This window comes from Stenotrophomonas sp. 62841_Sma (assembly GCF_056482945.1).
Genome location: NZ_CM151224.1, coordinates 2,866,237 through 2,887,906 on the forward strand (window position 1 = coordinate 2,866,237; position 21,670 = coordinate 2,887,906).

The 21,670-nt window shown below is 64.0% G+C and carries 35 protein-coding genes; all 35 read right to left on the bottom strand.

Annotation, left to right across the window (positions count from 1 at the left end):
- Positions 1 to 9 precede the first annotated feature (9 nt).
- The 35 genes from ACZK5G_RS13315 to ACZK5G_RS13485 all read right to left on the bottom strand — a co-directional run bounded on the left by ACZK5G_RS13315 (position 10) and on the right by ACZK5G_RS13485 (position 21,646).
- The gene (locus tag ACZK5G_RS13315; protein WP_478463682.1) at positions 10 to 1,242 is read right to left on the bottom strand and encodes a phage minor tail protein L; all 1,233 of its coding nucleotides are present in this window, start codon (positions 1,240 to 1,242) and stop codon (positions 10 to 12) included.
- Positions 1,239 to 1,709, bottom strand: coding sequence for a hypothetical protein (locus tag ACZK5G_RS13320; protein ID WP_478463684.1), 471 nt, complete (start codon positions 1,707 to 1,709; stop codon positions 1,239 to 1,241). The genes ACZK5G_RS13315 and ACZK5G_RS13320 overlap by 4 nt, the downstream gene beginning before the upstream one ends.
- Before the next feature lies 1 nt (position 1,710).
- Positions 1,711 to 2,520, bottom strand: a complete 810-nt coding sequence (locus tag ACZK5G_RS13325; protein WP_478463685.1) for a hypothetical protein — start codon at positions 2,518 to 2,520, stop codon at positions 1,711 to 1,713.
- A gap of 9 nt (positions 2,521 to 2,529) precedes the next feature.
- Entirely contained in the window at positions 2,530 to 2,865 is a 336-nt protein-coding gene (locus tag ACZK5G_RS13330) for a phage tail protein (RefSeq protein ID WP_478463687.1), read from the bottom strand.
- On the bottom strand, positions 2,858 to 5,017 hold the full coding sequence (locus tag ACZK5G_RS13335; RefSeq protein WP_478463688.1) for a hypothetical protein: 2,160 nt from the start codon (positions 5,015 to 5,017) through the stop codon (positions 2,858 to 2,860). The genes ACZK5G_RS13330 and ACZK5G_RS13335 overlap by 8 nt, the downstream gene beginning before the upstream one ends.
- A 17-nt stretch (positions 5,018 to 5,034) precedes the next feature.
- Complete coding sequence (locus tag ACZK5G_RS13340) at positions 5,035 to 5,277, bottom strand: hypothetical protein (RefSeq protein ID WP_132809895.1); 243 nt, start codon at positions 5,275 to 5,277, stop codon at positions 5,035 to 5,037.
- Positions 5,274 to 5,663, bottom strand: coding sequence for a phage tail assembly chaperone family protein, TAC (locus tag ACZK5G_RS13345; protein WP_132809894.1), 390 nt, complete (start codon positions 5,661 to 5,663; stop codon positions 5,274 to 5,276). The genes ACZK5G_RS13340 and ACZK5G_RS13345 overlap by 4 nt, the downstream gene beginning before the upstream one ends.
- Before the next feature lie 62 nt (positions 5,664 to 5,725).
- Positions 5,726 to 6,223, bottom strand: a complete 498-nt coding sequence (locus ACZK5G_RS13350) for a phage tail tube protein (protein WP_478463690.1) — start codon at positions 6,221 to 6,223, stop codon at positions 5,726 to 5,728.
- Positions 6,224 to 6,275: 52 nt separating this feature from the next.
- Positions 6,276 to 6,629, bottom strand: coding sequence for a tail completion protein gp17 (gp17, locus tag ACZK5G_RS13355; protein WP_478463691.1), 354 nt, complete (start codon positions 6,627 to 6,629; stop codon positions 6,276 to 6,278).
- Complete coding sequence (locus ACZK5G_RS13360) at positions 6,629 to 7,120, bottom strand: hypothetical protein (protein WP_478463693.1); 492 nt, start codon at positions 7,118 to 7,120, stop codon at positions 6,629 to 6,631. Before ACZK5G_RS13360 ends, gp17 begins: the two co-directional genes overlap by 1 nt.
- A gap of 5 nt (positions 7,121 to 7,125) precedes the next feature.
- Positions 7,126 to 7,467, bottom strand: coding sequence for a phage head closure protein (locus ACZK5G_RS13365; protein WP_478463694.1), 342 nt, complete (start codon positions 7,465 to 7,467; stop codon positions 7,126 to 7,128).
- Positions 7,467 to 7,862 (bottom strand): head-tail connector protein, encoded by a 396-nt coding sequence (locus tag ACZK5G_RS13370; protein ID WP_478463695.1) that lies wholly within the window; start codon positions 7,860 to 7,862, stop codon positions 7,467 to 7,469. Before ACZK5G_RS13370 ends, ACZK5G_RS13365 begins: the two co-directional genes overlap by 1 nt.
- Positions 7,855 to 8,730: a hypothetical protein gene (locus tag ACZK5G_RS13375; RefSeq protein ID WP_478463696.1), complete on the bottom strand. Its 876-nt coding sequence runs from the start codon at positions 8,728 to 8,730 to the stop codon at positions 7,855 to 7,857. The genes ACZK5G_RS13370 and ACZK5G_RS13375 overlap by 8 nt, the downstream gene beginning before the upstream one ends.
- Positions 8,723 to 10,000: a phage portal protein gene (locus ACZK5G_RS13380; RefSeq protein WP_478463697.1), complete on the bottom strand. Its 1,278-nt coding sequence runs from the start codon at positions 9,998 to 10,000 to the stop codon at positions 8,723 to 8,725. Before ACZK5G_RS13380 ends, ACZK5G_RS13375 begins: the two co-directional genes overlap by 8 nt.
- Before the next feature lie 155 nt (positions 10,001 to 10,155).
- A complete protein-coding gene (locus tag ACZK5G_RS13385) occupies positions 10,156 to 10,386 on the bottom strand; it encodes a hypothetical protein (protein ID WP_248858135.1) in 231 nt (76 codons plus the stop codon).
- A gap of 57 nt (positions 10,387 to 10,443) precedes the next feature.
- Positions 10,444 to 11,838, bottom strand: a complete 1,395-nt coding sequence (locus tag ACZK5G_RS13390) for a phage major capsid protein (protein ID WP_478463699.1) — start codon at positions 11,836 to 11,838, stop codon at positions 10,444 to 10,446.
- Positions 11,839 to 11,947: 109 nt separating this feature from the next.
- Entirely contained in the window at positions 11,948 to 12,520 is a 573-nt protein-coding gene (locus ACZK5G_RS13395) for an HK97 family phage prohead protease (RefSeq protein WP_478463700.1), read from the bottom strand.
- Positions 12,517 to 14,271 carry a terminase large subunit gene (locus tag ACZK5G_RS13400; RefSeq protein ID WP_478463701.1) on the bottom strand — a complete coding sequence of 585 codons (1,755 nt, stop codon included), beginning with the start codon at positions 14,269 to 14,271 and terminating at the stop codon, positions 12,517 to 12,519. Before ACZK5G_RS13400 ends, ACZK5G_RS13395 begins: the two co-directional genes overlap by 4 nt.
- Positions 14,204 to 14,629 (bottom strand): P27 family phage terminase small subunit, encoded by a 426-nt coding sequence (locus tag ACZK5G_RS13405; RefSeq protein ID WP_043034793.1) that lies wholly within the window; start codon positions 14,627 to 14,629, stop codon positions 14,204 to 14,206. Before ACZK5G_RS13405 ends, ACZK5G_RS13400 begins: the two co-directional genes overlap by 68 nt.
- A gap of 128 nt (positions 14,630 to 14,757) precedes the next feature.
- Positions 14,758 to 15,051, bottom strand: coding sequence for an HNH endonuclease (locus tag ACZK5G_RS13410; RefSeq protein WP_478463703.1), 294 nt, complete (start codon positions 15,049 to 15,051; stop codon positions 14,758 to 14,760).
- 47 nt (positions 15,052 to 15,098) lie between these two features.
- Positions 15,099 to 15,299, bottom strand: a complete 201-nt coding sequence (locus ACZK5G_RS13415) for a hypothetical protein (protein WP_478463704.1) — start codon at positions 15,297 to 15,299, stop codon at positions 15,099 to 15,101.
- Positions 15,296 to 15,598: an Rz1-like lysis system protein LysC gene (lysC, locus tag ACZK5G_RS13420; protein ID WP_478056792.1), complete on the bottom strand. Its 303-nt coding sequence runs from the start codon at positions 15,596 to 15,598 to the stop codon at positions 15,296 to 15,298. The genes ACZK5G_RS13415 and lysC overlap by 4 nt, the downstream gene beginning before the upstream one ends.
- Complete coding sequence (locus ACZK5G_RS13425; protein WP_478463705.1) at positions 15,574 to 16,008, bottom strand: hypothetical protein; 435 nt, start codon at positions 16,006 to 16,008, stop codon at positions 15,574 to 15,576. The genes lysC and ACZK5G_RS13425 overlap by 25 nt, the downstream gene beginning before the upstream one ends.
- Positions 16,002 to 16,217, bottom strand: coding sequence for a DUF7940 domain-containing protein (locus ACZK5G_RS13430; protein ID WP_478463707.1), 216 nt, complete (start codon positions 16,215 to 16,217; stop codon positions 16,002 to 16,004). Before ACZK5G_RS13430 ends, ACZK5G_RS13425 begins: the two co-directional genes overlap by 7 nt.
- Complete coding sequence (locus ACZK5G_RS13435) at positions 16,214 to 16,531, bottom strand: hypothetical protein (protein ID WP_065427804.1); 318 nt, start codon at positions 16,529 to 16,531, stop codon at positions 16,214 to 16,216. Before ACZK5G_RS13435 ends, ACZK5G_RS13430 begins: the two co-directional genes overlap by 4 nt.
- Positions 16,528 to 17,193, bottom strand: coding sequence for a glycoside hydrolase family 19 protein (locus tag ACZK5G_RS13440; protein ID WP_478463708.1), 666 nt, complete (start codon positions 17,191 to 17,193; stop codon positions 16,528 to 16,530). Before ACZK5G_RS13440 ends, ACZK5G_RS13435 begins: the two co-directional genes overlap by 4 nt.
- Positions 17,194 to 17,260: 67 nt before the next feature.
- Positions 17,261 to 17,785, bottom strand: a complete 525-nt coding sequence (locus ACZK5G_RS13445) for a GIY-YIG nuclease family protein (protein WP_478463710.1) — start codon at positions 17,783 to 17,785, stop codon at positions 17,261 to 17,263.
- Positions 17,782 to 18,483 (bottom strand): hypothetical protein, encoded by a 702-nt coding sequence (locus ACZK5G_RS13450; RefSeq protein ID WP_478463711.1) that lies wholly within the window; start codon positions 18,481 to 18,483, stop codon positions 17,782 to 17,784. Before ACZK5G_RS13450 ends, ACZK5G_RS13445 begins: the two co-directional genes overlap by 4 nt.
- Positions 18,480 to 18,890, bottom strand: coding sequence for a hypothetical protein (locus ACZK5G_RS13455; protein ID WP_478463712.1), 411 nt, complete (start codon positions 18,888 to 18,890; stop codon positions 18,480 to 18,482). Before ACZK5G_RS13455 ends, ACZK5G_RS13450 begins: the two co-directional genes overlap by 4 nt.
- Positions 18,883 to 19,206, bottom strand: coding sequence for a hypothetical protein (locus tag ACZK5G_RS13460; protein ID WP_478463714.1), 324 nt, complete (start codon positions 19,204 to 19,206; stop codon positions 18,883 to 18,885). Before ACZK5G_RS13460 ends, ACZK5G_RS13455 begins: the two co-directional genes overlap by 8 nt.
- A complete protein-coding gene (locus ACZK5G_RS13465; RefSeq protein WP_478463716.1) occupies positions 19,206 to 19,631 on the bottom strand; it encodes a hypothetical protein in 426 nt (141 codons plus the stop codon). The genes ACZK5G_RS13460 and ACZK5G_RS13465 overlap by 1 nt, the downstream gene beginning before the upstream one ends.
- A complete protein-coding gene (locus tag ACZK5G_RS13470) occupies positions 19,628 to 20,137 on the bottom strand; it encodes a hypothetical protein (RefSeq protein WP_478463718.1) in 510 nt (169 codons plus the stop codon). Before ACZK5G_RS13470 ends, ACZK5G_RS13465 begins: the two co-directional genes overlap by 4 nt.
- Positions 20,134 to 20,499 carry a Ref family recombination enhancement nuclease gene (locus tag ACZK5G_RS13475; RefSeq protein ID WP_478463720.1) on the bottom strand — a complete coding sequence of 122 codons (366 nt, stop codon included), beginning with the start codon at positions 20,497 to 20,499 and terminating at the stop codon, positions 20,134 to 20,136. The genes ACZK5G_RS13470 and ACZK5G_RS13475 overlap by 4 nt, the downstream gene beginning before the upstream one ends.
- Positions 20,499 to 20,717 carry a hypothetical protein gene (locus ACZK5G_RS13480; protein WP_478463722.1) on the bottom strand — a complete coding sequence of 73 codons (219 nt, stop codon included), beginning with the start codon at positions 20,715 to 20,717 and terminating at the stop codon, positions 20,499 to 20,501. The genes ACZK5G_RS13475 and ACZK5G_RS13480 overlap by 1 nt, the downstream gene beginning before the upstream one ends.
- Complete coding sequence (locus ACZK5G_RS13485; RefSeq protein WP_478463723.1) at positions 20,717 to 21,646, bottom strand: DHHA1 domain-containing protein; 930 nt, start codon at positions 21,644 to 21,646, stop codon at positions 20,717 to 20,719. The genes ACZK5G_RS13480 and ACZK5G_RS13485 overlap by 1 nt, the downstream gene beginning before the upstream one ends.
- Positions 21,647 to 21,670: the final 24 nt, after the last annotated feature.

Genomic DNA, 21,670 nt, shown 5'->3' on the forward strand with positions numbered 1-21,670 from the left:
TGGCGCGAATCAGGTGCGTAGCAGGCCGGATGCAGGGAACCCGCCATAGGGCAGCGGCTTGTCGGCGCCGAAGCGCAGCTTGCAGCTCCCCACCCTGCCCCCGCACTGGTCCCGTGCCGGGTCGGTGGTCGGCACGTCGTTGGCGTCGGCTACCGCCGGCCCGGTGTAGCCGCAGAACGGGCCGCGGTAACCGCCCCGGATCAACCAGCCGCACACGCCCGAGATGATCTGACGACCGGGCAGCTGCTCGCCGTTGAGGTCGATGGCCGTGGCCAGCTCAAACTCGACCATTTCCTTGGTCTCGGCCACCTTCCGCTCGATGAACCAGATCTCGTCCAGGAAGTGCTCGTTCGGGTCGGCGGTCGGGTTTCGGTCGCCATTCGGATCCATCGACGTGATCTGAAAATCGGTCGGAACTGTGCCTTCTTCGAACTGTGCATTGTCTACGACCAGCTCCAATACCTGTCCGGAAGAAGCCGCACGAAGCCGAATGATTGACCTCGCCTTGTCAGCGCTGGCAGGCGCTGGCGGTGCAGCGTACTCGTATCGAACCATGCTTCCAGTTAGAGGAATCTCTGCTGAGCCTGTATCGCTAACAATCTGATTCGCCGAATTCACATATGTTGTTCGAATCTCGATTGCTCCAGCGCCTCGCGCGTAAACCGATGTGGTGTAGGCACTACCGGGCTTCACCTTGGGACGATAGGTCTGTAGCGGCTCCACTCCCATGTACTGCCTTGCAGCAGTCGCAGTCCCTACCACTCGCAATGCGCGGGACGAGCTAGGAAGATCACTGGCAACATAGCTGTACTGGGGGGAAGGTACGTTTGCGTTGGCAACCCACCCGGTAGCAATAGACGAGCCACTCGAGCTGATCTCGAAACCACTATTAACGAGAAGATTCCTAATTGGTGGGAAGTTCGCACCGTCCAGGTACTTCACCAGCGTCTGCCGGCGGATCACCTTGGCCCCGACCATGTCGCCGTAGAGCATGCACATCGCCGCGATCCGGCCGTCCAAGTTGCCGACCTTCAGACGCGGGTTCGGCGGCTGGTCGCTGGTGCGCTCGAAGCCGGTCGCCTCAATCGGCCAGGCGCCGTACTCCTGCCCCTGCCACCAGATCACGCCCGACTGCAGGTGCGCGTGGAAGAACAGTTGGTCGGCGCCGAAGCTGCTGGCGTCCAGCTCGTAGACCGTGACGCGGCCGCCCGGCTCCAGCTGCTGTGCATCGGCGGTGATCATTCCAGCACCGCCGATTCACCTGTGCCCAGCGGAAGCGACACCTCGCCGGGCCAGTTGAAGGCCTCGGGCTGTGGCAGCAAAGCCCGAACCTGCTCCCACGTCTCGATGCCGGCGGGGGCGGCCAGCACCAGTGACTCCAGCTCCTGATTCACAGCATCGCGCCACGCGACCATCGCACGGGCTTCGTCACGGTAGCGCGGTACACCGCTATTGAAGTACCCGACGCACGTCTCGATGCTGTCGTAGCGCCGCTCCTTCACCCATGCCGTCATCCAGTCCCACGCAGCAGAACGGATTGCCTGGTAGTGCTGCGGCGAATGCAGCTGGTAGGGAGGGGGCACAGGCAGTGGCACGTTCCCGTCAGCGACCCACTGCTGGTACTCATCCCACAGGCGGTGCCCTTCCGGTATCAGCTCACCGGTCTGGACGTTCTCGATCTCGCTCTGATTTTTGGTCAGTCTGTACATGTCAAAGCTCCGCATCAACAGAGATCGAGACGGCGGCCGCGCTCGCGGCGCGGCCATCCATGCTCACGTAGCCAAGGTTTCCTCGAGCGTTCAATGTGGCAGGAGAGATGCTTCCGCTAACCATGCCTACTGCTGGCACAGCACGCTTCGACACCTTGTAGAAGATGCTGGAGAAGTCAGCACCATTGGCGACAGCGATGAAGCCCAGAATTTCGTAGTAGCGCTGACACAGAACCCGCTCCAGCGCTTCGGGTCGAGCATCGAAGGCCGTGGGCTCACTGCCGCGTTCCAGCTGCGGCCGGCTATAGGTCACCCCGGTTGCGGTCAGCTGCACCGTCATGTTTCCGCTGCCTGTTGGCGTGAGCGTTACCCCCCGTCGACCTGCTCCGGAGGTGATCGTGCCAGTGGCCCCGCCCACGCTTACCGTGATGCTGCCGCTGGGGTTCTCCACGCTGATCGTCAGCGGCTGGCCCCAGGCCAGCACAGGAAGTTCCACGATCTGCTGCAATGCTCCGCTTGTGTGGGTGAACACACCAGTGGTGGCGTTGATCGTGATGTTGCATCCGCCCGTCCCACCTTTCCAACGGTCATAACCATAGATACCGGCAGCCAAGGCGCCACCACCAAACCCTCTCTGGTTGATGGGTAATCCGCAGTTGATCAGAAGGTTCTTCCCTGAGTAGGACGCAGTCTTCGCGATGGCGTCATACAGCTCAGCGTCGTTTGCATTGGCCTTCTCGAAAGCAACCTTGGCGGGGTCGCCCTTGTAGGTCCCGTGGTCGGTGGTGGTGTCGATTACTTGGCGTGCCATGTTGATCCCTTACGGCTGGAACGTTTGTTCGAAGGTGGCATTGAGCATGAACACGTCATTGCCATATGGAGTCAGCGTGTAGGACTTGCAGAGGTACAGGCCCTGCACCCCAAGCGGCGGCGTCCACAGGAACGAAACCGCTCCCTTCTGTGCGCGCAGGAAGGCCAGTGCAGGCCCCACCTTTGACGAGCGGCCGACGATTGAGATCGGCCACTGCTGAGTCTCGTTGTTCAGGCCATCGGGAGCGGTCTGCCTGTACCCGTCGCCGAACTGCGCCTCCCGGACAAGAAAGTCGCCGGTGCCGGTGATCTCGGTGCGCACGCACCAGGTGAAGACCTCAGCCATTGCGTGTACTCATCTGGTGGAAGATCCCACCGGGGCGCGACTGCTGTACCGCCCACTGGTTGATCATCTGGTTGAATGCCTGCTGCACCTGCCGGCCCTGTTCGCTCCCTGAGCCCTGCTGAGTATTGCTGGTGCCGTCGTTGGTCACGTGGAGCGTGGTGCTGAAGTTGTTGTTGATTCCGCCACCAGCACCCATCGAAGAAGCAGGCAACCCAGCAGTTATCGGCCGGACCGATCCAGCATCACCAGGGATCAGATAAGTTTTCCCGCCCTGATCAAACAACTCAGGACGGCCACCCTCACCGACTCGGTACATACTGCCGCCCGCTACCGGGCCACCACCGGCACGGCCTCCTGCCGTTCCTCCGATCGCGCTGCCGATGGCATTGATCCAGCTGGAGCCGGCACCGCTGTAGCTGTTCGCCCAATTCCCTATCATCTTGAAGATCTGCGAGGCTGCCGCCTGGGCAGCCATCTTCTGCAGCGTCTTCGCGAAGCTCTGAACCATCCCGCCCAAGCCCTCCGAGAACGGATCGAACAGGAAGTCAGCGAAGGCGTCCTGAATGTTGCGGGCGCCCTGGTCGGCAAAGGTGCTCATCTGGCTGTTTGCGTCCTGGGTTTTGCTGGCCAGGTCCTGCAGCCCATCCCCATATAGCGCGGCGAAATCGTCCTGTGCGTCCTTCACCGCCGCCAGATTGCGAAGCACCTCGGCCTGCGCCTCGCTAAGCGCGCCGTAGGCGTTGGTCTGGATGTCGTAGTTGACCTTGGCCGCCTCACTGAGATCCCCATGCAGGGCAATCTCGCGCTCCAGTTTGGCGATCTGATCGTCAGCACGCTCGCTGCCTGCTCCATACAGCGCCTCGTAGTCTTCCTGGATCTGCTCAAGTAGCGACTTCTCTTTCGTCAAAGCGCCCGTGCGGCGGCCGGACGCGCCAGCAACGCCTGACCCGGTGGGTGGGCCGCTCCCAGGAATCCGGGCCGTACTATCGACCGAACCCGTCACTCCCTTGAAACTCTCGCCCGCGGCCTCCGACCTGTACCTCTTCGTCAGCTCCCGCTGGATGTCGAGCCGCTTGGCTTCCAGATCATTGATGCGCTTCAGCCGGGCTTCCTCCTGACCGTCGGTCAGAGGAAGGCCGAACAAGCCCGAGGTGTTCTTCTTGGCGTAGTTGATCTGGTCAGTCAGCCGCGCCATCTGGGTGTTCAAGGCGTCTTCGCCGGCATCGCCTACCGCTCCGCCGGCATCCAAGTTCCGCAGTTGGATGACCTTGTCGATGAAGTTCACCAGCAGCACGGTGCCGTTGGCCATCTCAGCGGCCAGGTCTCCAACCCACTTGGTGATAGTGACGAAGGCGCTCTTGGTCTGGTCGGATCCAAGGAAAGCGGTCAGCTCCTTGAACTGTGGCAGCAGTTCGGCTGCCACCTCGTTCTTCAGCCCCTGGAAGGCCAATTGGATCAGGTTGGACTGTTCCTTGACCTCCTTCATAGCGGCTAGGGTATCGGCGTCGAGCACAGCACCAAGGCGTTGCGCCTCATCGCCCCACTTCTTGAATCCCTCGCCGTTGCGTGCCAGCAGCGGTGCCAGCATCGATGAGTCGCTGGCAATGGCCTCCATGTAGAAGACCATCTCGGATTGGCTCGCCCCGGCCTGCTCCAAGGCACTGTAATAGCGCTGCAGCACCTCGGGGCCACTCAGATGCTGAAGCTCCTTCGCAGTCAGCCCAATACGCGGCGCGATCTGCTCGAAGAAGTCCTTCATCGCGCCGCCGCCGGTCTGCAGGAAATCACCCAGCTTGTCCTGGGTGTCTTTGAAGATGTCGGCCAGCTTGTCCTGTTGGATGCCAACGGTGGCCGCGCCTGCGGCCATGCGCTGGAATACCTGCTCATTCGTTCCCGACAAGCGGGAGAACTTCTCCAGTTCCGCGGATGCATCGACCAGCTGCCGGGTCCAGCCCAGAACTGCCGTACCGGCCGTGGCCAACCCACCAGCAATGGTTCCGCCGATTAGCCCAAAGGCACGCCCGATATCAGCAGCGGTCTCCCCAGCGTCCTTGCCAAGCTTCTTCATCTGCTTGGACGCGCGGTTGGTGTCGGTCTCGAACGACCCGGTGCGCATCAGTAGGTCGACAACGATTGAGCCGGCAGTGGCCATAGTGGGGTCCAGTCAGGTTAGAAGCCGAGGGCCTTGGATACATCGCGATCGGCGTCGCTCAGGACCGGGTCGTCCGGGCTCGGGGCGAGGAATCCGATGATGCTTTCGTACTTGCCGCCGAACGCGGTTCCTATAACTGCAGCCGGCCGGTGGAACCGGTGCAGATCGTCGAATGGGTACAGTTCGTAGAACGCGCGCCAGCCGTCCAGCTCAGCTGCTGGCATCGCATCGATCTCGCCGAGTGTCTTGCCCAGGGTCAAAGCGAGCTGGTATCGGAACCACTCGCTGCTTCCTCGCCGGGCAAGCTCTCCTTTCCCTGGTAACTGTGCACCTCGCTGATGGCCTTGGTCAGAGCGATCTGCACCGCGAACTTCAGGCGCTTGGCCTGCGCCAGCGAAAGAGCCGGTTTCCCCTCGGGATCGCAAATGGCCTTCGCGATGAGGCGAGCCATTGATTCAGCCTGCTTTTCTGGGTCCTCGCTGGTCTGCCCGGCGAAGAACCCGCGAAGAACGCCAGCCTCCTGCTCGCGGATGTAGAACATGTGTTCTTTGCCATCGGGCAGCTTCACCTGCCGCTCGTGCACATCATCGGAGATGAAAAGCGAGGGATCCAGCAGCGGCACTGCAACATTAGTGGTCTCGGTCATGGGGCTCTTCCGCAGGAATGGTGCGCCGCGGCGCCGCGGGGGCGCCGGGCGCTTGGATGGGATCAGGCCAGCGGCTTGCCGTAGCGGGTGACGCCGCCGCTGCGCTGCACGGTGACCGTGCCCCGCACGATCTCGTTGGTGGCGATGTCGATGTTCACGTCGGCGACGTAGCCGCTGAACAGGAAGCCGGACCGGGCAGTGGCCAGCGGAGGAACCAGCTCGTCCTCAGTGACGAGCGTGGGCGCCGCGGTGCCGTCGCTCAGGCCGATGTACCAGCTCACGTTCTCGCCGGTATCCTTCAGCTTGAACAGCGCGTCATGCGATGCGTCGCTGGGGATGTAGTTGAACGGGATGGACACCTGGCCCGGGTTGCCCAACCCGCGCTGGTACTCCTTGTCCACCGTTGCATCCAGGCAGGTGGATTCGATCTGATCGGCAGCTCCGCCCAGCCCGGACGCACCGGTCGGGCAGGCGAACTTCACGATCGCCGGGCCACCGGCCGCGTTCGGGTTGACGAAGAACAGATGGGTGCCCTGGGTCTTGACGACGCCCTCGGTCATGGCAGTTTCCTCTGAAGGGCCGCGCGAGGGCGGCATTACGGATGACCAGCGTTCAGCGCTGATCGATGAAATCGGCCTCGAGGCCGACGCGGTACAGCTTGGTATCGGGGTCGCGGTTGTTGATCACGACACGATTGACGATCAGTGCGCCATCCAGCGCAGCACGCACTGCATTGGCTAGCTGCTCCACTCCTGCGTCGGTCTTGTGGTAGCAGTCGATCTGCACACTGGTGAAATCACCGCCTGGAGCTGCGCTCAGGTTGTCGAACGCGGAACCGGTCACGATCTGCCAGACGATGTAGGGGCGAGGCTCGTTCTGTGCCACTTCGCCGTGACGGCCGATTCGGTCATCAACAATCGCGGAAACTGCTGGAGTTCGGATCGTCCTTGCCACCTTGGGGAACATCAGCGGCGTCCTCCATTCTGCGCGGCGAGGCGCTTGGTTATCTGATCCAGGCGCTTCAGCAGGTCTTCGCTGACCACGTCGATGATCTGGCTCCCCCGGCGCTGCACGGCCGGACGCAACCACGGATAGGCGGGTTGGGTACTGGACCCGTACTCCATGAGCTGGGCAGCCTTCCGGGTGGTCGTCTTCGAGCCATGCGCGTTCACGAATGCCTTGCGCTTCACACGCACCAGCTGACGCTCGCCCTTGGTTCCGACCGGCGCCTTACCACGGCTGGCGATGATGCTGTTGACGGTGGTGTCCGTGCTGTCGGCGCCACCAATAGCTGCGGAACGGCGGAAGTTTTCCTTTGCTTGGTCGCGGAGCAACCTTGCGCCCTTGGCCAATGCGAGCTTGACCGGACCGCCACGCTTGCTGACGACCTCAGCCGGCAACGCCTGCAGTGTCGCAAGGACACCATCGATCCCGTGGATTTGAACTTCGACCTTCATATCCCCTACTGCCCGTCGTTGACTCCGGCCGAAACCGGGATCGTGATGTATTCCAGCCCAGACGTCTTGTCAGGCAGCAGGCCGGCAATGTTGAAGATCTCGCCGCGGTGGATCAGGCGCATGGACGGCAACAGGCCATCGCGGTAGCGCATGGTGACGCGCGCCGTAACCGCGGATTGGGTCTGGCCGGACTGGATGAACTCGCGGGCCGAGAGCGGCTCAACCGAAGCCCAGACCATGGCCACCTCGACCCACGTCGTGGTCTGCACGCCGTCTTCGTCCTTGGTCGTCACCTGCCGCTGGATCAGCACGCGGTGGCGGAGCGTGCCGCTGGCTACGTTGCTCATCAGGCCACCGTCGTGCAGCGCAGCGGCGCCAGCTGTGCGGTAGCGGCCCTGGACAGCACGTAGCCGTGCCCAGCATCGCTGGGCACCATGTTGTCGCCCTCGCCTTCCCGGAAGCGGTACTGAGAAGCCAGCTCCAACAGGGTGGCGGCGATCACGGCGGGGTGCAGGATAGGCTCGCCAGTGTCGTCCTTGGCCGGCACAGGCCGACCAGCACTGTCACGCACCAGCTGACCATCCGCGTCACGCTCCAGCACATACACGCGCCACTCCTGCTTGAGCCAGGCCGCCACCGAGGCGGACACAGCAGGGATCCAGATGGCCAGCCAGCGATCATCGGCTTCGCTGTCGATGCGCATCTGCTCTCGGGCATCGGCCTTGGTGACGAACTCAAGCATGACTGCCACCCAGCTTCACCGGCTCGGCCGGAACCCTGATGCTCTTACCGTCCTTGCCGTCCCTGCCCTTGCGAGCACCGAGGATCCAGTCCTGGTCGTTCTCCAGACAGGGCTTGGACGCATTGCTGCGCTTGGCAATCCACAGGGCGCCGTCATGGGTGGTCGATTCGCCGGCCTTCACACCCATGCCCTCACGCCAGAAGCCGCGGTGCACCATGTAGGGCAGCACGAACTCCTTGCGGCGGTCGCCGGCGCCAAGCGTGATGACGAACCCACGCTCGGCTTCGTACTCACCAGCGGCGGTATCGAAGCTGAGCCCGTCCTGGCCATCGTCACCGACGACCTTGCCCAGCCTGATGGCTTCGCCCTTGGTGGTGGTGATCACCAGCTCCCCAGCGCGATCGATCATCGCCCCGGCCAGGCCAACGCCATCCGCACCATCGGAGCCGGCCTTGGGCGGATTCTCCGTCAGGTGCTTGGCCACCGCCGCAGCGATCTGCTGCTCTGTGACGGACTCCGCGTCCTGGCCATCCTTCGGCACCGGCAGTGCATCGACAGCGGCCTTCACTGTTGCCTCGATCACTGCAGGGTCGGCATCGCGACCATGCTGGACCGGATTGGCTTCAAAGTGCTTGGAGACGGCATCGGCCGTGGCCACGTCCACCAGCGTCAGCAGGCGCGGCGACTCCAGCAGCTTCGCCACCACAAGGTCAGCCAGCGCATCCACGTCCACCGGCTCAGCATCCTGGCCGGGATCACCCTTCTCCGGAGCCCGCTCGCGCAGATCTTCCAGCTCGCGCTTCACCGGCGCGATCGCCTCACGGATCAGGCCGCCGATCTCCTTGCCGAAGTCGATGGGGTCAGTCATTGCGGAATACCTCGGCTCGCGCGGCGTGAAGGGCCTTCATCATGAAATTCTCCTGCTGCAGCGCGCGCAGCTCGTCGCTGTCTTCAGGCGGCGTGTCGTCGGCTTCGGCGGACGGCGCCACCGGTGCGGCCTCGGGTTCGGCCGTGATCTTGTTCTGCCGGACCTGGTCGAGCGGAAAGTCCTGCTGCTGCATGTAGACGGTGTCGCCACCCTCCAGCGGCGGAAGGTTGAACGCTAGTCGGCCTTCGTTCGGCGTCTTGACGTTGCCGCTTACCAGCTTGGTCTCCACCTCTGCCTGCTTGCCCACATCCATGCGCAGGAGCGGGCCAAGATCCAGCTCTACGCCCATCGGCCGCGAGATGCCCAGCCCCTCATCCAGCAGGTTCTCCATGGCCTCGATGTGGGTCTGCAGCGCATCGCCGTAGTACATCTGGTTGACCTCATCCGGCTTTGTTCCGGCAGGGATGCTGCCGATGCCAACCTTGAACGGCGGAACACCGAATGGCTGGCAGATTTGCTCGTCTGAGTAGCGCATCTGCTCGACCAGCTGGTTGTCGGCGGACTTGAAGGCGAACGGAGTGAACTTCATGTCGGCGCCGATCACCGCAACCTTGCCGGCATTGGACCCATGGAAGTTGGTATTCCAGTAGTCCTTCACCTCCTGCGCGTCTTCGTCCGTCATACCCGCCGGCGCAGTCAGGATGCCGCCCGGGTTCGCGCCGTTGGCGAAGAACGTGGTCGAGTCCTTGAGGATCTTCAGGTTCTTCACGGCCGGCCAGTTTGCTGCGCACAGCGGCGGCACACCGATCAGCTGGTGGTGGAAGCAGTTCATCCGGTCATGGATGATCTCGCTCGCCGGAACGATCAGCTGCTCGCCCGGATACTTCTCCGGCAGCATGTTCGAAGAGCTGCCGTAGCTGATCTGATAGAAGACATCGCCGGTTTCCGAGACCATCGGCTGCACGCGGCTGGGGTCCAGCACCCACAGACGGGTGACCACGTTCCTCTCGTCGCGCCCCTTCAGGACGTAGGTGTTGCCCTGCAGCAGCTTGGAGAGCATCCAAGCCTCCCGGAACTGCTGAGCACTCTGGTAGGCGTTCGGCTTGCGCAGCACCGGCCAGAAGGACGTGTTCCTCGAATCCAGCTTCCAGATACCGGCCTCGTCCACCGCCTTCAGCTGGAAGGGCAGCTTGCCGATATCCGAGCAGATCCGGTTGAGGCATGCGTACAGGGTCGGGTAAGACAGGATCGTCTCATGACGCTCTTCCATGTTCCGCTGCCAGGCGCCGGTGAAAGGCTCACGCACAAGCGGCTGCCAGCCATCTCGCCCTGGGCCAGCATCTACTGGAGACAGTGTCTTCAGGTAGCCAGCGCCGTACCGACGTACGCCGAACTCCGTAGCCAGCTCACGGGGCGAGAAGCCAGTCATTCGGACGCTTCCTTGTCGGCGGTGCGCTTGGATGCCGCCTTCTTTGCAGCCTTCTTCGGCGCTGCGGCGGCGCGCTTGGCATTCACGGACTGGCTGCCCGCAGGTTCGATAGCGGGCTGGGCCTGCATGTCGCGGCGCTGGTAGCCGCCGTGACGCTCCAGCAGCGGAGCAAGGCGCGCGTCAACACTCACCACGCGGTTGCCCCTGATCATTGGGATCTTCGACATTTCGATGCTCCTGGGAAAAGAGACGGGGGCCGAAGCCCCCGTCATCACCACCGCCTCTTAGCCGCCCGTGCCCGGGTCGACGGTGTTGGTCCAGTTGACCCCGGTGAGGTACGAAACCGCCTGCGGGCGGCGCTTCTTCCAGGTCACCACGCGCTCGGCGCGGATCGCCAGCTGGTTGGTCTGGAACATGCTCTGGATCTGGGCGATCGTCGGCGTGGCGGTGGCGTCGTCGTCCATGATGATCGTTGCCTCGCGGCTCACATCAATGGTGACCACGCCGTCGTCGGCCAGGTAGATCTCGCTGGCGAATGCCAGGATGAACATGCCGGCCGGAACGTAGTTCGAAACAACCAGCGGCACGCCGTCGATTTCGCCGCCGGTCATGGTCACGCCCGGGAACTCGCGCGCCATCAACGGGTTGCGCAGGCCGGCCAGCTGACGCGCGGTGGCGCTGTTGGTGATGTACACCGCGCTACCCACCGGCAGGTTGGTCGAGTCGGCCGTCGCCCAGAGCGACTGGATGTCCGCGTACACGTCACCGGTGGCCGGGATCGCGGTCACGCCGTTGGTGATCGACGCCGGCGACAGCGATGCTCCGGTGCCGGCAGCCTTCGCCGGGTCAATGAAGTCCTCGTCCATCCGCTCGATGACCGCATCCGACAGATCGTCGCGCACCAGGACCTGGATGGACGGATCGGAGAAGCGCGCCAGCTCCTCGGTGATGACCGAGATACCGGCAATCTTCGCCCACTTCAGCTCCGCGGTTTCGTAGCCGGACTTGGTGACCGGCTTGCGGAAACCTTCACCGACCCACTGAGCGCGGCCCTTGGCGGTCTTGCCCGGAATGCGCACGTTGAACGGCACGCGACGCAGGCCCGGCACATTGCCGACCCCGAACTGGCCGATGATCGTGCGCGGGCGCAGGAAGTCGACGAACTCGCTCGACAGGTTCTGGTACTGGACCAGGCTGCCGGCCCATGCCGGATCAGTGGTGTTGCCCGCCGCAACAGCGGCTTTCATGATCTCGTTGAGCCGAACGTCGTCGCGGAAGGCGCTCTCGGCAAACGCCTTGGCGCTGGACACGTCGCCCTTGCCGGCGTACATGGCCATCGCGAAGCGGGCGAAGCCGATGCCCTGCTCTTCGTTCTTGCGGCTGTGAATCAGGGCCGGGCCCTTGCCGACCGAGCGCTTCGGTTCGGTGGCCGAACCACCTTCGGCGACGATCTGCGCCGCCGGCACGGCCGCCTTGGCCTGCGCTGCAAGCAGACGGCCCAGGCGATCGAGATCGCCGTCCAGTGCCTTGATCTGCTCCTCGGTGCTGTCGAACTCTTCGGTTTCGCCAGTGTCCATCGAGCGGCCTTCGTCCATCGCCTTCTGCACGACTGCATCGAGCTTCTTCTGCAGGGCTTCGCGCGTGGCGCGCAGCTTCTCCTGCTGTTCCTGAATGGTCATTTTGTTCTCTCTGAAATGGGCGCAGCCGTTCGGCCCGGTTTCCACGCCGGGCAGTGCCTGCAGATAGGGGAAGCGGGTTCCACCCCGCAGGGCCATCAGGCCCGGTACTTCAGTCCAGCAACTTCACCGCGCCGCCAGCGGGCCGTTGCGGCACCGCCTTCTGGCACTGAATCAGGGGGACGCCGTAGGTGCTGCGGCGACGGGTGCCACTGGTATCCATGGCCTTGATTGTCTGGATGGTCGCCGCGGCGTTGGCCGGGATGGTGACCAGGGAAAGCTCGTAGATCTCGGTCTCGGCGAACCGGATACCGCCGCCATCCATGTAGCTGTACTCCAGCGCCCGGAAGCCGATCGACACGCCGCGCACCAGCTTCTCCTTCACCGACTGCCAAGCCAGATCACAGAGGTCCTTCAATGCGCCAGCCGTGGTGATCTTCGCCACGCTCGCCGTGAACGGGATGCCCTTGGCTGTTGGCTTGCCGAACTTGACGATGCCGACGGGGCTGTCGTGGCGGTGCTGCCACAGCAGCGGCAGCTCGGCCGCGAACTTGGCGCCAAGGGGCTCGACAACGTCGCCATAGCGGTCGGGCTCCGGCGTGGTCGCCCAGCCAGTGATGATCTGCTGGTCGTCGTCGTAGGACTTGACCTCCAACACGCTGTAGGCGCGATTCTCGGTGTTCATTCAGTTCCACCCAAGGTCATGAGGACGAGTTTCTTGTTGCTCTTCTCTTCGGCCACCGGAATGCTGATGCCAATGGCCATCAGCAGCGCGGTGATGTCGTCGATCTTGTCGGCGGACCGGCGCTTGTCCGGCGCCATGTTCAGGTTCACGTCTTTGCGAGCGACCAGGTTTGCCGCGCACCAAGCCAGCACAGGGTCACCGTCGTGCACCAGCCGCTTGCCGATGTAGGCGCGCTCCAGCTCCACCATTGCTGGGTGGTAGGACTTCGTACCCTGGATGAACTCAACCAGCGGAACCTCTGCCGCTACCAGACGGCTGACCATCTCGGTCGCGTTCCAGCGGTCGAAGGCAAGCGACTGCAGGTTGAAACGCTCGTGCACGTCCAGAACCGCCTGCTCAATCACCGCGTAGTCAGTGACCTCGCCATCGGTCTGCTCCAGTAGCCCGGCCGCGACCCAGCCCGCATACGGAACAGTGCCGCGCTCGGTGCGCTGCGCCACTGCCGACTCAGGCACCCAGCGGCGGCCCCAAGTGATGATCTTGTCGTCCAAACGCCAGACCAGCCGCAGCGATGCAAGGTCGCGCGTGCTGGCCAAGTCAAGCCCGCCCCAGCAGGGAACGTCCTTCAGCGCGTCGAGATCGACCACGCCATGGCAGGCATTCCATTTCGGCAGAAGGATGAAGCCGTTTGCCGCTGCCGCGGGCCGGTTCAACCGCTTGATCTGGAACTCCGCGAGCTTCGAAGGCATCGCCTTCGCCTCGATCGACTCCTTCCTGATCGCCGCCAGCAGATGAGGATTCACGTCCATCAACGGGTTGGCCTTGTGCCAGGCCTTCTCGTCGAAGTCCCCGTCGTCCTTATCCACTGCGAAGAAGATCGCCAGGAAGTGGTCGGCAGCATCGCCGAACACCCCCTCCAACAACTGTGTGGCGAACTGCCGTATTTCCGACCAGGGACCGGGGTTCGCGTAACCCTCTGTGGTCGTGAACAACCAGAGAGGATTCCGGCGCGCGCCGGCCGCCGACTGCAACACGTTCAGCAGATCGGGCGTCTTGTGCGCATGGATCTCGTCGAGGCCAACGTGGGACGGATTCAGACCGTCCTGCGTTGACGCCTTGGCGTTGATCGGCTTGAACGTCGCGCCGGTCTCGACCCGGCTGATGGCATTGGCCCAGCACTCCAGCCCGTAGGCCTCCCGAAGATCGGCCTTCTTCTCTGCCATCCGCTTGGCAACGTTGAAGATGATGCGCGCCTGGCTGCCGGTGGTAGCCGCGGAAATGACCTGCGCACCCTCTTCCTCTTCACAGCACTCGCAGTAGAGAAGGATGGCAGCCGACAGCGTCGACTTCGCGTTCTTGCGCGCGACTGCGAACAGCGCGGACGTGAAGCGGCGGGTTCCATCGGCCTTGCGGAACCCGAACAGCTGAACCACGAACCAGACGTGCGACGGGTGAAGCCGGATTTCCGGCGTCTCCCACTTGCCTTCCACGTGCGGGAGCAGTTCGATCCAGCTGCAGGCGTGATTGGCGTGATCGCGCGAGAAGGAGAACGGCGCCCCCTTCTTCTTTGCGCGCTTCAGATCGTCCAGGAACCGTTTCGCCGCCAGCTTGATCAGCCGGCCGAACCTCCCTCCCCTATCTGCCGCAGCCGCCTTCGCATACCCGATCGCGACATCGACGTAGTCATTTTCCGGCGGCGCGGGGCTTTCCGAGCGCGGCGAACGCGTTGCCCGGCTTTTCCGTGTCGCCATTCGGTTTCACCTTTCCCTGCGCCACTGGCGTCAGGCCGAAGTCGTTCATCAGTCCACGCAGCTGGGCGACCATCGATGCAACCGGCGCCTCGCCGGCGGCGTACAGCTGGACGGTCTTTCCATGAAGAGCGCAGAGCTGGCCGAGAGCCGACAGGCCCGCCTCGGTCAGGAGCTTGTTTGCGTGGAGGATTGGGGCTAAGCGCTCCCATTCCTTACGTGCGTGTGCGTTGGGCATCCAGTCCGGTGCCGGTGGCACATCGGACACCAGGGGGAGTTCAGCTGCAGCAGGCGCTTCGCGGTCAGGCCGGTCGGTGCCGGCCACCACCTTCAGCGCTGTCGGCTTGCGGGGGCGGGACATAGACAGGCCTCAAAAACTGAATTTTCTGAATTGACGGTGCAAAAAAACTACTGAGCGGCCGGTGTCCGAGGGGAACGCTTCGAACTTTTTCCCCTCCCCCCGGGGCATTTGATGGGAATTAATCGCATTCATCGCTTCGAGAGGTACGGATGAGAACGATTCGCGCCTCGTGCTGCCTCTGCCTTGGTCTTGGTGCCGTGGCACTCGCAGCAGATCGCCTGCAGGTTGTCCAAAGCATCCGTGCCGCCTTCCGCCTGCGGCACAACGTGGTCAACCTCTTCTGCCTGGCGGATGCGACCAGCAGCGCGGCACGGCTGGCAGAGGTACAGGTCACGCGCCATCACCGCGTCGCGCTTGCGGCGCCAGGGTCGGCCGCCGCGCCCTTTGCCGTAGTTCTCAGGGGCAGACTGGGCAACGTGCACCGGCGCCAACTGAGGCATCGGACGGTGGCGGTTCGGGAACCCCGGCATCAGCCGAGGCTCTGCGACTGGTCGCGCTCGCTGGGAACCAGCTCGCCGTCCAGGCTGCGGGCTGGCTGGTCCTGCTCTTCCTCGCCCTCAGCGGCCAGCGCCGCCAGCAGGACATCGACCTTCTCTTCCAGTCGGTCGGTGGCCTTGCGCTGCTCTTCCTGCTCCAGCTCGATGCGGCGAAGGCGGTCGGAAAGGCTCACGGCTTCACCTGCTTCTGGTCGCCGGCCGGGGCCAGCTTCTGAATGGCGCTCATACGGCTATCGCAGTCCTCCAGAGTCAGGAGGTTGGCGTTGTAAGCAGCGACGACCGCTTCCACTGTGCGCGAGGTGGCGCGCTTCCCCGGGCATCGGGCGGTCAGCGCCGCTGGCACGGCCACCGTGCGCTCGACCGGGACATACACCACCTTGGGCAGGTCAGGCTTCTCGGCCTTGCTGCAGCTGCCGAACCCGCACAGCGGCAGGGCCGCAGCCAGGATCACAGCAACGGAATGGCGTCGCATAGGGTCTGCTCCAACTGCTGCCGGCATCCCGGCTGGTTCTTGGCCGCCTGCAGGGCCTGCTCGGCCTGGGTGGCGCGGCGCTGGCTCTGGGCTGCGGCTGCCTCGGCCAGGCGTGCGGCCTCTTGGGCTGCCTTCTGCTGGTGGGCGGATTCGTCGATGGCCAGCTGCGTCTGGCGGTTCACTTCCTTCAGCAGCTCGCCGCAGGCATTGGCGGCACGCAGGTTCTCGGCCGCCTCCTTGCGCGCGTCGTCGCGCTGATCGTTTGCCTTGGTGATGCTGGCCTCGGCCTTGGCAGCGGCCTTGTCCTCGCCACGCTGGCAGCCCGCCACGAACAGACCACCGGCCAGCAGTGCCCACAGGCCCACGCGGATCAGGTCCGCATACGGGCGGATCGGGTCAGCGATCAGCACGGCGGTTTCTTCCGGGCCAGCACACGGGCGATGACGCCGAGGGCGCCCAAGGCACGGATGGACCACTTCGCCGGGTTCGGCAACTCGTCCATCCAGCCCATGGCCGCGATCGCGTCGTACACGTCGGGGAACAGGGTCACCAGGCCGAACACCCAGACCGAGGCCAGCTTCCAGGCCTTACGCCAGTTGTCGATCAGCTGCAGCTTCACTTTAGCCCCCTGAGCTGCTTCAGCTCGCGGATGTCTGCCTTGTTCTGCTCTACCTGCACTGCCTGCTTGGCCAGTTCGAGCTTCAGCGCCGGGACGTCCGCCAGCTGGGTGTTCATGATTTGCAGCTGCTGCTGCAGGCCGGTGATCTGCTGGTTCGTTACCTGCTGCTGGGTCAGAACCGATTGCATGGAACCAACCAGCCAGTAACCGATGCTCACAATGGCGCCGGCGATGACAAGGGCAATCCAACGCTCCACTGGGCCGAGGGAGATCTTGGTGCGGCCGTCCTGGCTCGGCTGGGCTTCCATCGTCATGCCCCAAGCACCTTCAGCGCGCGGGAGTACCGCGAACGCCGGTCCGCCGCTCCAATCTGGCCACCGTTCACCCGGTCCGTGATCTCGTCGAATCGGCCTGCGTCCGCCAGCTTGTTGAGGTTCCGAGAATCCCAGAACGTCGCTGCTGCCAAAGCGCCCCACTTCGGCTGCTCCAGTTCCTCAGGCTTGGCCTCGAAGTCAGGCACGCCCTTGATGCCCTTCGCCCGCAAAGCATCGCGGATGGCCGCATAGTTGGCCCGGCCGGTGTTATGGATAGGACCACGGCCGCGATAGCGGTAGCCATCGCCACTCGCCTCGGGGCCATTGCCCATCCGGTTGGCGTAAGCGTTGTTTCCGATCGCAACCGGCTTCCGTTCCAGCGCGCGCGCCAGGTCGTTCGGCTTCCTCGGCTTGGCCTTGGGGTCGACGGCGTAGCGACTGGGCCAGGTGTCGGCCATGCCCTGCGCACCGTAGTTCAGGTTCTCGAGGGTCCGGGTCAGGCTCGCCGACTCGTGCCCGACCTGCGCCAGGAACGCTGCCACTCGCTTCGGGGTGCTGATACCGAACGCCGTGCAGGCGTCGGTCAGGGGCTGAGCCCACTGGGCGGCGACGGCGGCACTGCAGCCAACCGCCTGCTGGATTGTAGAGGCGGTCAGGATCATGGGTCGGTCCGGAAATGAAAAACCCCGGCTGTATGGCCGGGGTCGGGTCGTGCGCGATGGTAGAAAATTACGGACTTTTATATGGAGCGCGCAACTCCACAGCCACTCGATGCTTCTCCATGGCCGCAGCTACCTGTTTCGAGCGGACGTGCTCGGCCTCTCTCCTCCTTTCCAGGACCGAACGAGATACGGTAGACAGGTCGATCTGGCGCAGGTTTCTGCCGTCCACCTGCTCAATCAAATCGTTCATAGCCGTCTCAAGCAAGCTCTTGCTTTCCTCACCCCAGTCGAATCGAAACCACTCGCCGACTGTCGAGTACTCGCACAGGTGCAGATGCATCGCTCCCTCAGCCGCCCGGGCCAGGGCAGTAGACCGGCAGGTGAAAGCCATCGCTCTCAGCAGCGGAAGCGGACAGGCCGTCTGGATCGACACCAGCCGAGACTCAGGGTGGCTGCTCATCCCAACCTTTACGTACATCGGCCCCGAGCCATCACGGGCCATCACGACGTACACGTCGCACGTAGAGTCAGGCTTCTGCCGCCAGCCGGGCTTGCGTTGCAACGAGAAATTCACGTGCAGCGGGTTTATCACGCCGCATCCCTTGAAAGAGTCACCACGAACTGCCGCTCAGCACCCGCCATCGCATCGCTCATCTTCACCAGAATCCATTCATACACCACGCGCCACCTACGCGGATAGTCCGATGGGTCGCAACCGATGGCCAAGGCGCGGCGCCGATCAGGGTTCGGTTCCAGCCCGGTGCCACGGCACTCCTTGCACATCGTAACCTTTGCTTCCTCCATGCTGTACTGTCGGCCGCCACAGGCCATGCACTTGTTGCCGCCAGACAGCTCAACTATGGCTGCCCGGGCGATCGCCGGTAGATGATCAGCAGTGTTCTTTGGCCAGGTTGCTGCCCGTGCTACTGCCAACTCTGAACGGCACCGGGCCACTTCATTCCGCTGCGTGGTGGTCGGCGACCTGCCTGCGAATGATACGGCTGCCTCGGCCAGCTGCAGATCCAGGTGAACCTCCGTCAGCTTCCTGGCCTGTCTCGCAAGCTCAGGCATAACGAGCGACAGGATGGCGTCCCTCAGGGCGCCTTGCCTGAGCGCCGCGCCGTCCGGCCACCAGCACGCCTCCAGCAGCTCCCGGCCCAGCCCGGCCGGCACCATGCCCAGCGCCGCGGCAATGTCCTGGTTCGTCAGGTCCGGCTTTCCGCCGCCCCGGCCGATATCGAACTTCACAGTGGTCGGCCCCAGCCGTCCCATCGCCTCACGTGGATTCATGCCCCTTCCCCTATCGTTGAGTGGCCGGCCGCTGCCGGCCCGCCCGTAATCCGCACCACCACTTGGCCACCCGGCCGACGCTCATCCTTCACGAACAGGTGCGCCTGGAACCGCCCGTCATCGATCCCGAGCAACTGGGCGATTCCGTCCCGGTACGCCTTGCAGCGGCCAGTCATGTTGTCGTCGTCGGGCAACTTCTTGCCCGGCGCCTGGTAGCAGTCGATCCACAGGTGCAGCCGCCCCGGCGGCAGCACCATGCCGCGCCAGCCCGCCTCGTTCGCCAGCACTGCGGCCGTCTGCCGGGCCAACTTCGTGGCCCGGGCCTTTACCCGGAAGTGCACGCGCGCGTTCGGCGACAGATCCTTGCTCGGCCAGGGGAGCACCAGCTCCAGTGCGCGGTCAGGCACCCGGCACCTCCGGGCGAACGGCCCCAGCAGGCGTCTCGATCAGGGCCCATGCCTGGTCAGCCAGTCGGCGAGCGAGCGGCTTCGACTGGGCCCTGCAGCCAACAAAGTCAGAGGCGGTCACCACATCCCGCAGTAGCTGGCGCAGCTGCGTATGGTTCACCAGCACATAGCCATCCGGCGGCGTCAGGGCAGTGGCGATGGCTTTGATTGCCACAGCATTTGCGTCGCTTGCCGCCAGAGGATCGCCCTGCTGGAACCCTGCCGCGCTGTAGTGCGACAACAGCAACTCGCGCGCCCGCTTCTCGATGGCGTCCATCAGGCCACCTCCGGGCGAGCAGCAATCAGCGCCGCATAGACAGCATCGATCTGATCCTCACCGGCGAATCCCGGAAATGCGGCACATGCGTCATCCAGCATCTCGGCAGTAGCTTCCAAGGGCATCAGCACCCACCCCTCGGGCGGGGTCAGCGCCGCAACTACGGCGCGGAGCGCTTCCCCGGCATTGATCCGTTCGCCCTCGTCGTAGTCCTCGCGGTCGAGGTCGCACTCGCCGCAAAGAAGATCCAGAGCCCTGCTCTCAATGGTTTCGGTCAGGCCGGTCTCGGCGGCCGCCGCGGCTGGAACATAGGGAATCGCCGTCTCGCCATTCTTGAGTACGTGCCCTGGCGGCTCCGACGTTTCCATGGCGAACGCCAGCCCCTTTGAATTCAGCACAACCCACACGCGGGCCGGGCCGCTCATGCTGCCTGCTCCCAGCTGGCCGTCAGGCGCAGCACCTGCCCGCCCCGCGCCTGGAACTGCTCCACAGTCTCGGCCGCCCGCTGGCCGCTCTTCTCCTTGCCCCACGGCTTGGCCGGGGCCAGGTCGGCGCGAAGATCCACCCGTGCACGGTTGATCGTCATCTTGTCCGGCGCGCGAGGGGAGGCGCCGGCACGCTTCGATGCACGGTAGGCCGCCTGCTTCATTGCCTTGTCTGCCCTGCACTTCTCCCGCTGCTCGTCGGTGACAACAAAGGTGCGGCGCATCCCCTGCCCGGAATTCTGGTACTCGGCTCGCTGCCCGCTGCCCTCCTTAGCCAGGAAGCCCGATGCGACCAAGTCGCGGACCGCACTGCGAATTCGGGAGCGCAGCTCCACTGTGTCAGCTTTGGCCAACGCGCACAGATCCCGCATCCTCAGCCGTGCCTCGGGAAAGGATTCGAAAAGCCGGCGCACCGAGCCCGCGTAGGTGTTGGTTCTGTCCATCATGCTGCTGCCCTCAGTTTGTTGATGTAGGTCTGCTGGGCGATCAGGTCGTCGTTCGACCCGAACGCCTCGTGGAACCTCTTCGAGTAATGCAACGGCGGCCCCCAACGCTCCACCATCTGCTGTTCGGTCATGCCCTCTCTCAAGTAGCGCTGGTGGTGCCACTGGCACAGCGCGTAGCCGAAGAAGTGGCCGCGCCGCCGGTCCCCTGATTTGGCGTGGTTGTACTCGCAGCCGTAGACCACGTAGCGCTGCGCCATCAGGCCCTGCGAGTACCGCACCAGACAGGCCATGCAGGGGCCGGTCTTGGCCAGTTCGATCCGGGCCGCTTCTTCCTTGTTCGGCGGCGGCGCCTTCGACCACATCAGCGCGCGGCCTCGTCCGCCAGACGCCACCCGTGCTGCCAGGCCTCGGCCTTCTCGCTCAGCGGGCCGGCACGGCGGTTGGCGCCGTCCTCCGTTTCGCATTCGATCCACACCAGGTGCGGGTTGTCGCTCAAGCGCTGGCCGTTCAGCCGCGCCGAGTAGCCTGCGTTGATCTCCTTGGCGTACCGGCTGCGCGTGTTGTAGTTGGCGAAGTCCATCAGCAACGCGCCAACTCGTGATCGCGCGGAACGGTGAAGCCTGCAGCGCGCGCGTGGCCACCGCCCCCATAGAGCTTGGCCACCTCGCTCACGTCCACGCCGTCATCGGTCGAGCGCAGGCTGAACACCCGACCCTCCGCCTTGTCGTAGTAGCAGGCGGCGAACGGATGGCCCTTGGCCATCAGGTGACCCGCGTCGCTTGCCAGGGTATAAGGCAGGCTGGCCACCGGCACGTCGTAATGGCCGATCACCATCTGGCGCTTAGCGACCTCCACCAGCTCAGCCACGTCCTTGTGGTGCTTGCGCTCAATGGCGACACCTTGAGCGCGCAGGGTCTCAATGGGCGTCGCCGCAAGCAGATCCCACACATCGAAGTTGTACGGGTAGCTGAAGATGGCCGCCTGTACCTCGCGCGTGCCACGAAGAGCGAAGCGCCACAGGTCGCGATCTTCTACATAGTCGATCAGTTTTGGACGAGCCATTCCGGGATGGAAGAAGTCCCAGGCGATGCCGGCGCCGCTGCGCTCCATATCGAACAGCGCATAGATGTTGGCGTGGGGAGCACCTTCGCACTGGTCCTGATACACACAGCCCAGGAAGTAGTTCCAGGTCTTCGGCGCCGTCCATTCCAACGCATCCATCCTGAAGACGGTCAGCGCATCGGGACGCCCACTGCTACATGCTGGAAGCTCGGCCTCTGCGCTCTTGTGATGATCCAGAATCAAGATTGAGCGAGCCGCCTTGCGCATCACCATCAGCACTTCCGGCTTGTAGCAGAAGTCCACCAGGATCACGTCGCGGCCGGTCACGTTCGGCGGCGGGGTGCCATGCACACCGGGGTGGAACTCGGCCTCGATGGCCTGGCGGACGGCCCATGCCGCGCTGAAGCCGTCGGCGCAGTTCGAGTGGTAGATGACGAGAGGTTTCATCGATGCTGTTCCTTGAAGGGTCGG

Bases quoted from the DNA above. Each gene is read 5' to 3' on its own strand.
- ACZK5G_RS13315 (WP_478463682.1), bottom strand. From the start codon at position 1,242: ATGATCACCGCCGATGCACAGCAGCTGGAGCCGGGCGGCCGCGTCACG.
- ACZK5G_RS13320 (WP_478463684.1), bottom strand. From the start codon at position 1,709: ATGTACAGACTGACCAAAAATCAGAGCGAGATCGAGAACGTCCAGACC.
- ACZK5G_RS13325 (WP_478463685.1), bottom strand. From the start codon at position 2,520: ATGGCACGCCAAGTAATCGACACCACCACCGACCACGGGACCTACAAG.
- ACZK5G_RS13330 (WP_478463687.1), bottom strand. From the start codon at position 2,865: ATGGCTGAGGTCTTCACCTGGTGCGTGCGCACCGAGATCACCGGCACC.
- ACZK5G_RS13335 (WP_478463688.1), bottom strand. From the start codon at position 5,017: ATGGCCACTGCCGGCTCAATCGTTGTCGACCTACTGATGCGCACCGGG.
- ACZK5G_RS13345 (WP_132809894.1), bottom strand. From the start codon at position 5,663: ATGACCGAGACCACTAATGTTGCAGTGCCGCTGCTGGATCCCTCGCTT.
- ACZK5G_RS13350 (WP_478463690.1), bottom strand. From the start codon at position 6,223: ATGACCGAGGGCGTCGTCAAGACCCAGGGCACCCATCTGTTCTTCGTC.
- gp17 (WP_478463691.1), bottom strand. From the start codon at position 6,629: ATGTTCCCCAAGGTGGCAAGGACGATCCGAACTCCAGCAGTTTCCGCG.
- ACZK5G_RS13360 (WP_478463693.1), bottom strand. From the start codon at position 7,120: ATGAAGGTCGAAGTTCAAATCCACGGGATCGATGGTGTCCTTGCGACA.
- ACZK5G_RS13365 (WP_478463694.1), bottom strand. From the start codon at position 7,467: ATGAGCAACGTAGCCAGCGGCACGCTCCGCCACCGCGTGCTGATCCAG.
- ACZK5G_RS13370 (WP_478463695.1), bottom strand. From the start codon at position 7,862: ATGCTTGAGTTCGTCACCAAGGCCGATGCCCGAGAGCAGATGCGCATC.
- ACZK5G_RS13375 (WP_478463696.1), bottom strand. From the start codon at position 8,730: ATGACTGACCCCATCGACTTCGGCAAGGAGATCGGCGGCCTGATCCGT.
- ACZK5G_RS13380 (WP_478463697.1), bottom strand. From the start codon at position 10,000: ATGGAAGAGCGTCATGAGACGATCCTGTCTTACCCGACCCTGTACGCA.
- ACZK5G_RS13385 (WP_248858135.1), bottom strand. From the start codon at position 10,386: ATGTCGAAGATCCCAATGATCAGGGGCAACCGCGTGGTGAGTGTTGAC.
- ACZK5G_RS13390 (WP_478463699.1), bottom strand. From the start codon at position 11,838: ATGACCATTCAGGAACAGCAGGAGAAGCTGCGCGCCACGCGCGAAGCC.
- ACZK5G_RS13395 (WP_478463700.1), bottom strand. From the start codon at position 12,520: ATGAACACCGAGAATCGCGCCTACAGCGTGTTGGAGGTCAAGTCCTAC.
- ACZK5G_RS13400 (WP_478463701.1), bottom strand. From the start codon at position 14,271: ATGGCGACACGGAAAAGCCGGGCAACGCGTTCGCCGCGCTCGGAAAGC.
- ACZK5G_RS13405 (WP_043034793.1), bottom strand. From the start codon at position 14,629: ATGTCCCGCCCCCGCAAGCCGACAGCGCTGAAGGTGGTGGCCGGCACC.
- lysC (WP_478056792.1), bottom strand. From the start codon at position 15,598: ATGCGACGCCATTCCGTTGCTGTGATCCTGGCTGCGGCCCTGCCGCTG.
- ACZK5G_RS13435 (WP_065427804.1), bottom strand. From the start codon at position 16,531: ATGACGATGGAAGCCCAGCCGAGCCAGGACGGCCGCACCAAGATCTCC.
- ACZK5G_RS13440 (WP_478463708.1), bottom strand. From the start codon at position 17,193: ATGATCCTGACCGCCTCTACAATCCAGCAGGCGGTTGGCTGCAGTGCC.
- ACZK5G_RS13450 (WP_478463711.1), bottom strand. From the start codon at position 18,483: ATGAATCCACGTGAGGCGATGGGACGGCTGGGGCCGACCACTGTGAAG.
- ACZK5G_RS13460 (WP_478463714.1), bottom strand. From the start codon at position 19,206: ATGGACGCCATCGAGAAGCGGGCGCGCGAGTTGCTGTTGTCGCACTAC.
- ACZK5G_RS13465 (WP_478463716.1), bottom strand. From the start codon at position 19,631: ATGAGCGGCCCGGCCCGCGTGTGGGTTGTGCTGAATTCAAAGGGGCTG.
- ACZK5G_RS13470 (WP_478463718.1), bottom strand. From the start codon at position 20,137: ATGATGGACAGAACCAACACCTACGCGGGCTCGGTGCGCCGGCTTTTC.
- ACZK5G_RS13475 (WP_478463720.1), bottom strand. From the start codon at position 20,499: ATGTGGTCGAAGGCGCCGCCGCCGAACAAGGAAGAAGCGGCCCGGATC.
- ACZK5G_RS13480 (WP_478463722.1), bottom strand. From the start codon at position 20,717: ATGGACTTCGCCAACTACAACACGCGCAGCCGGTACGCCAAGGAGATC.
- ACZK5G_RS13485 (WP_478463723.1), bottom strand. From the start codon at position 21,646: ATGAAACCTCTCGTCATCTACCACTCGAACTGCGCCGACGGCTTCAGC.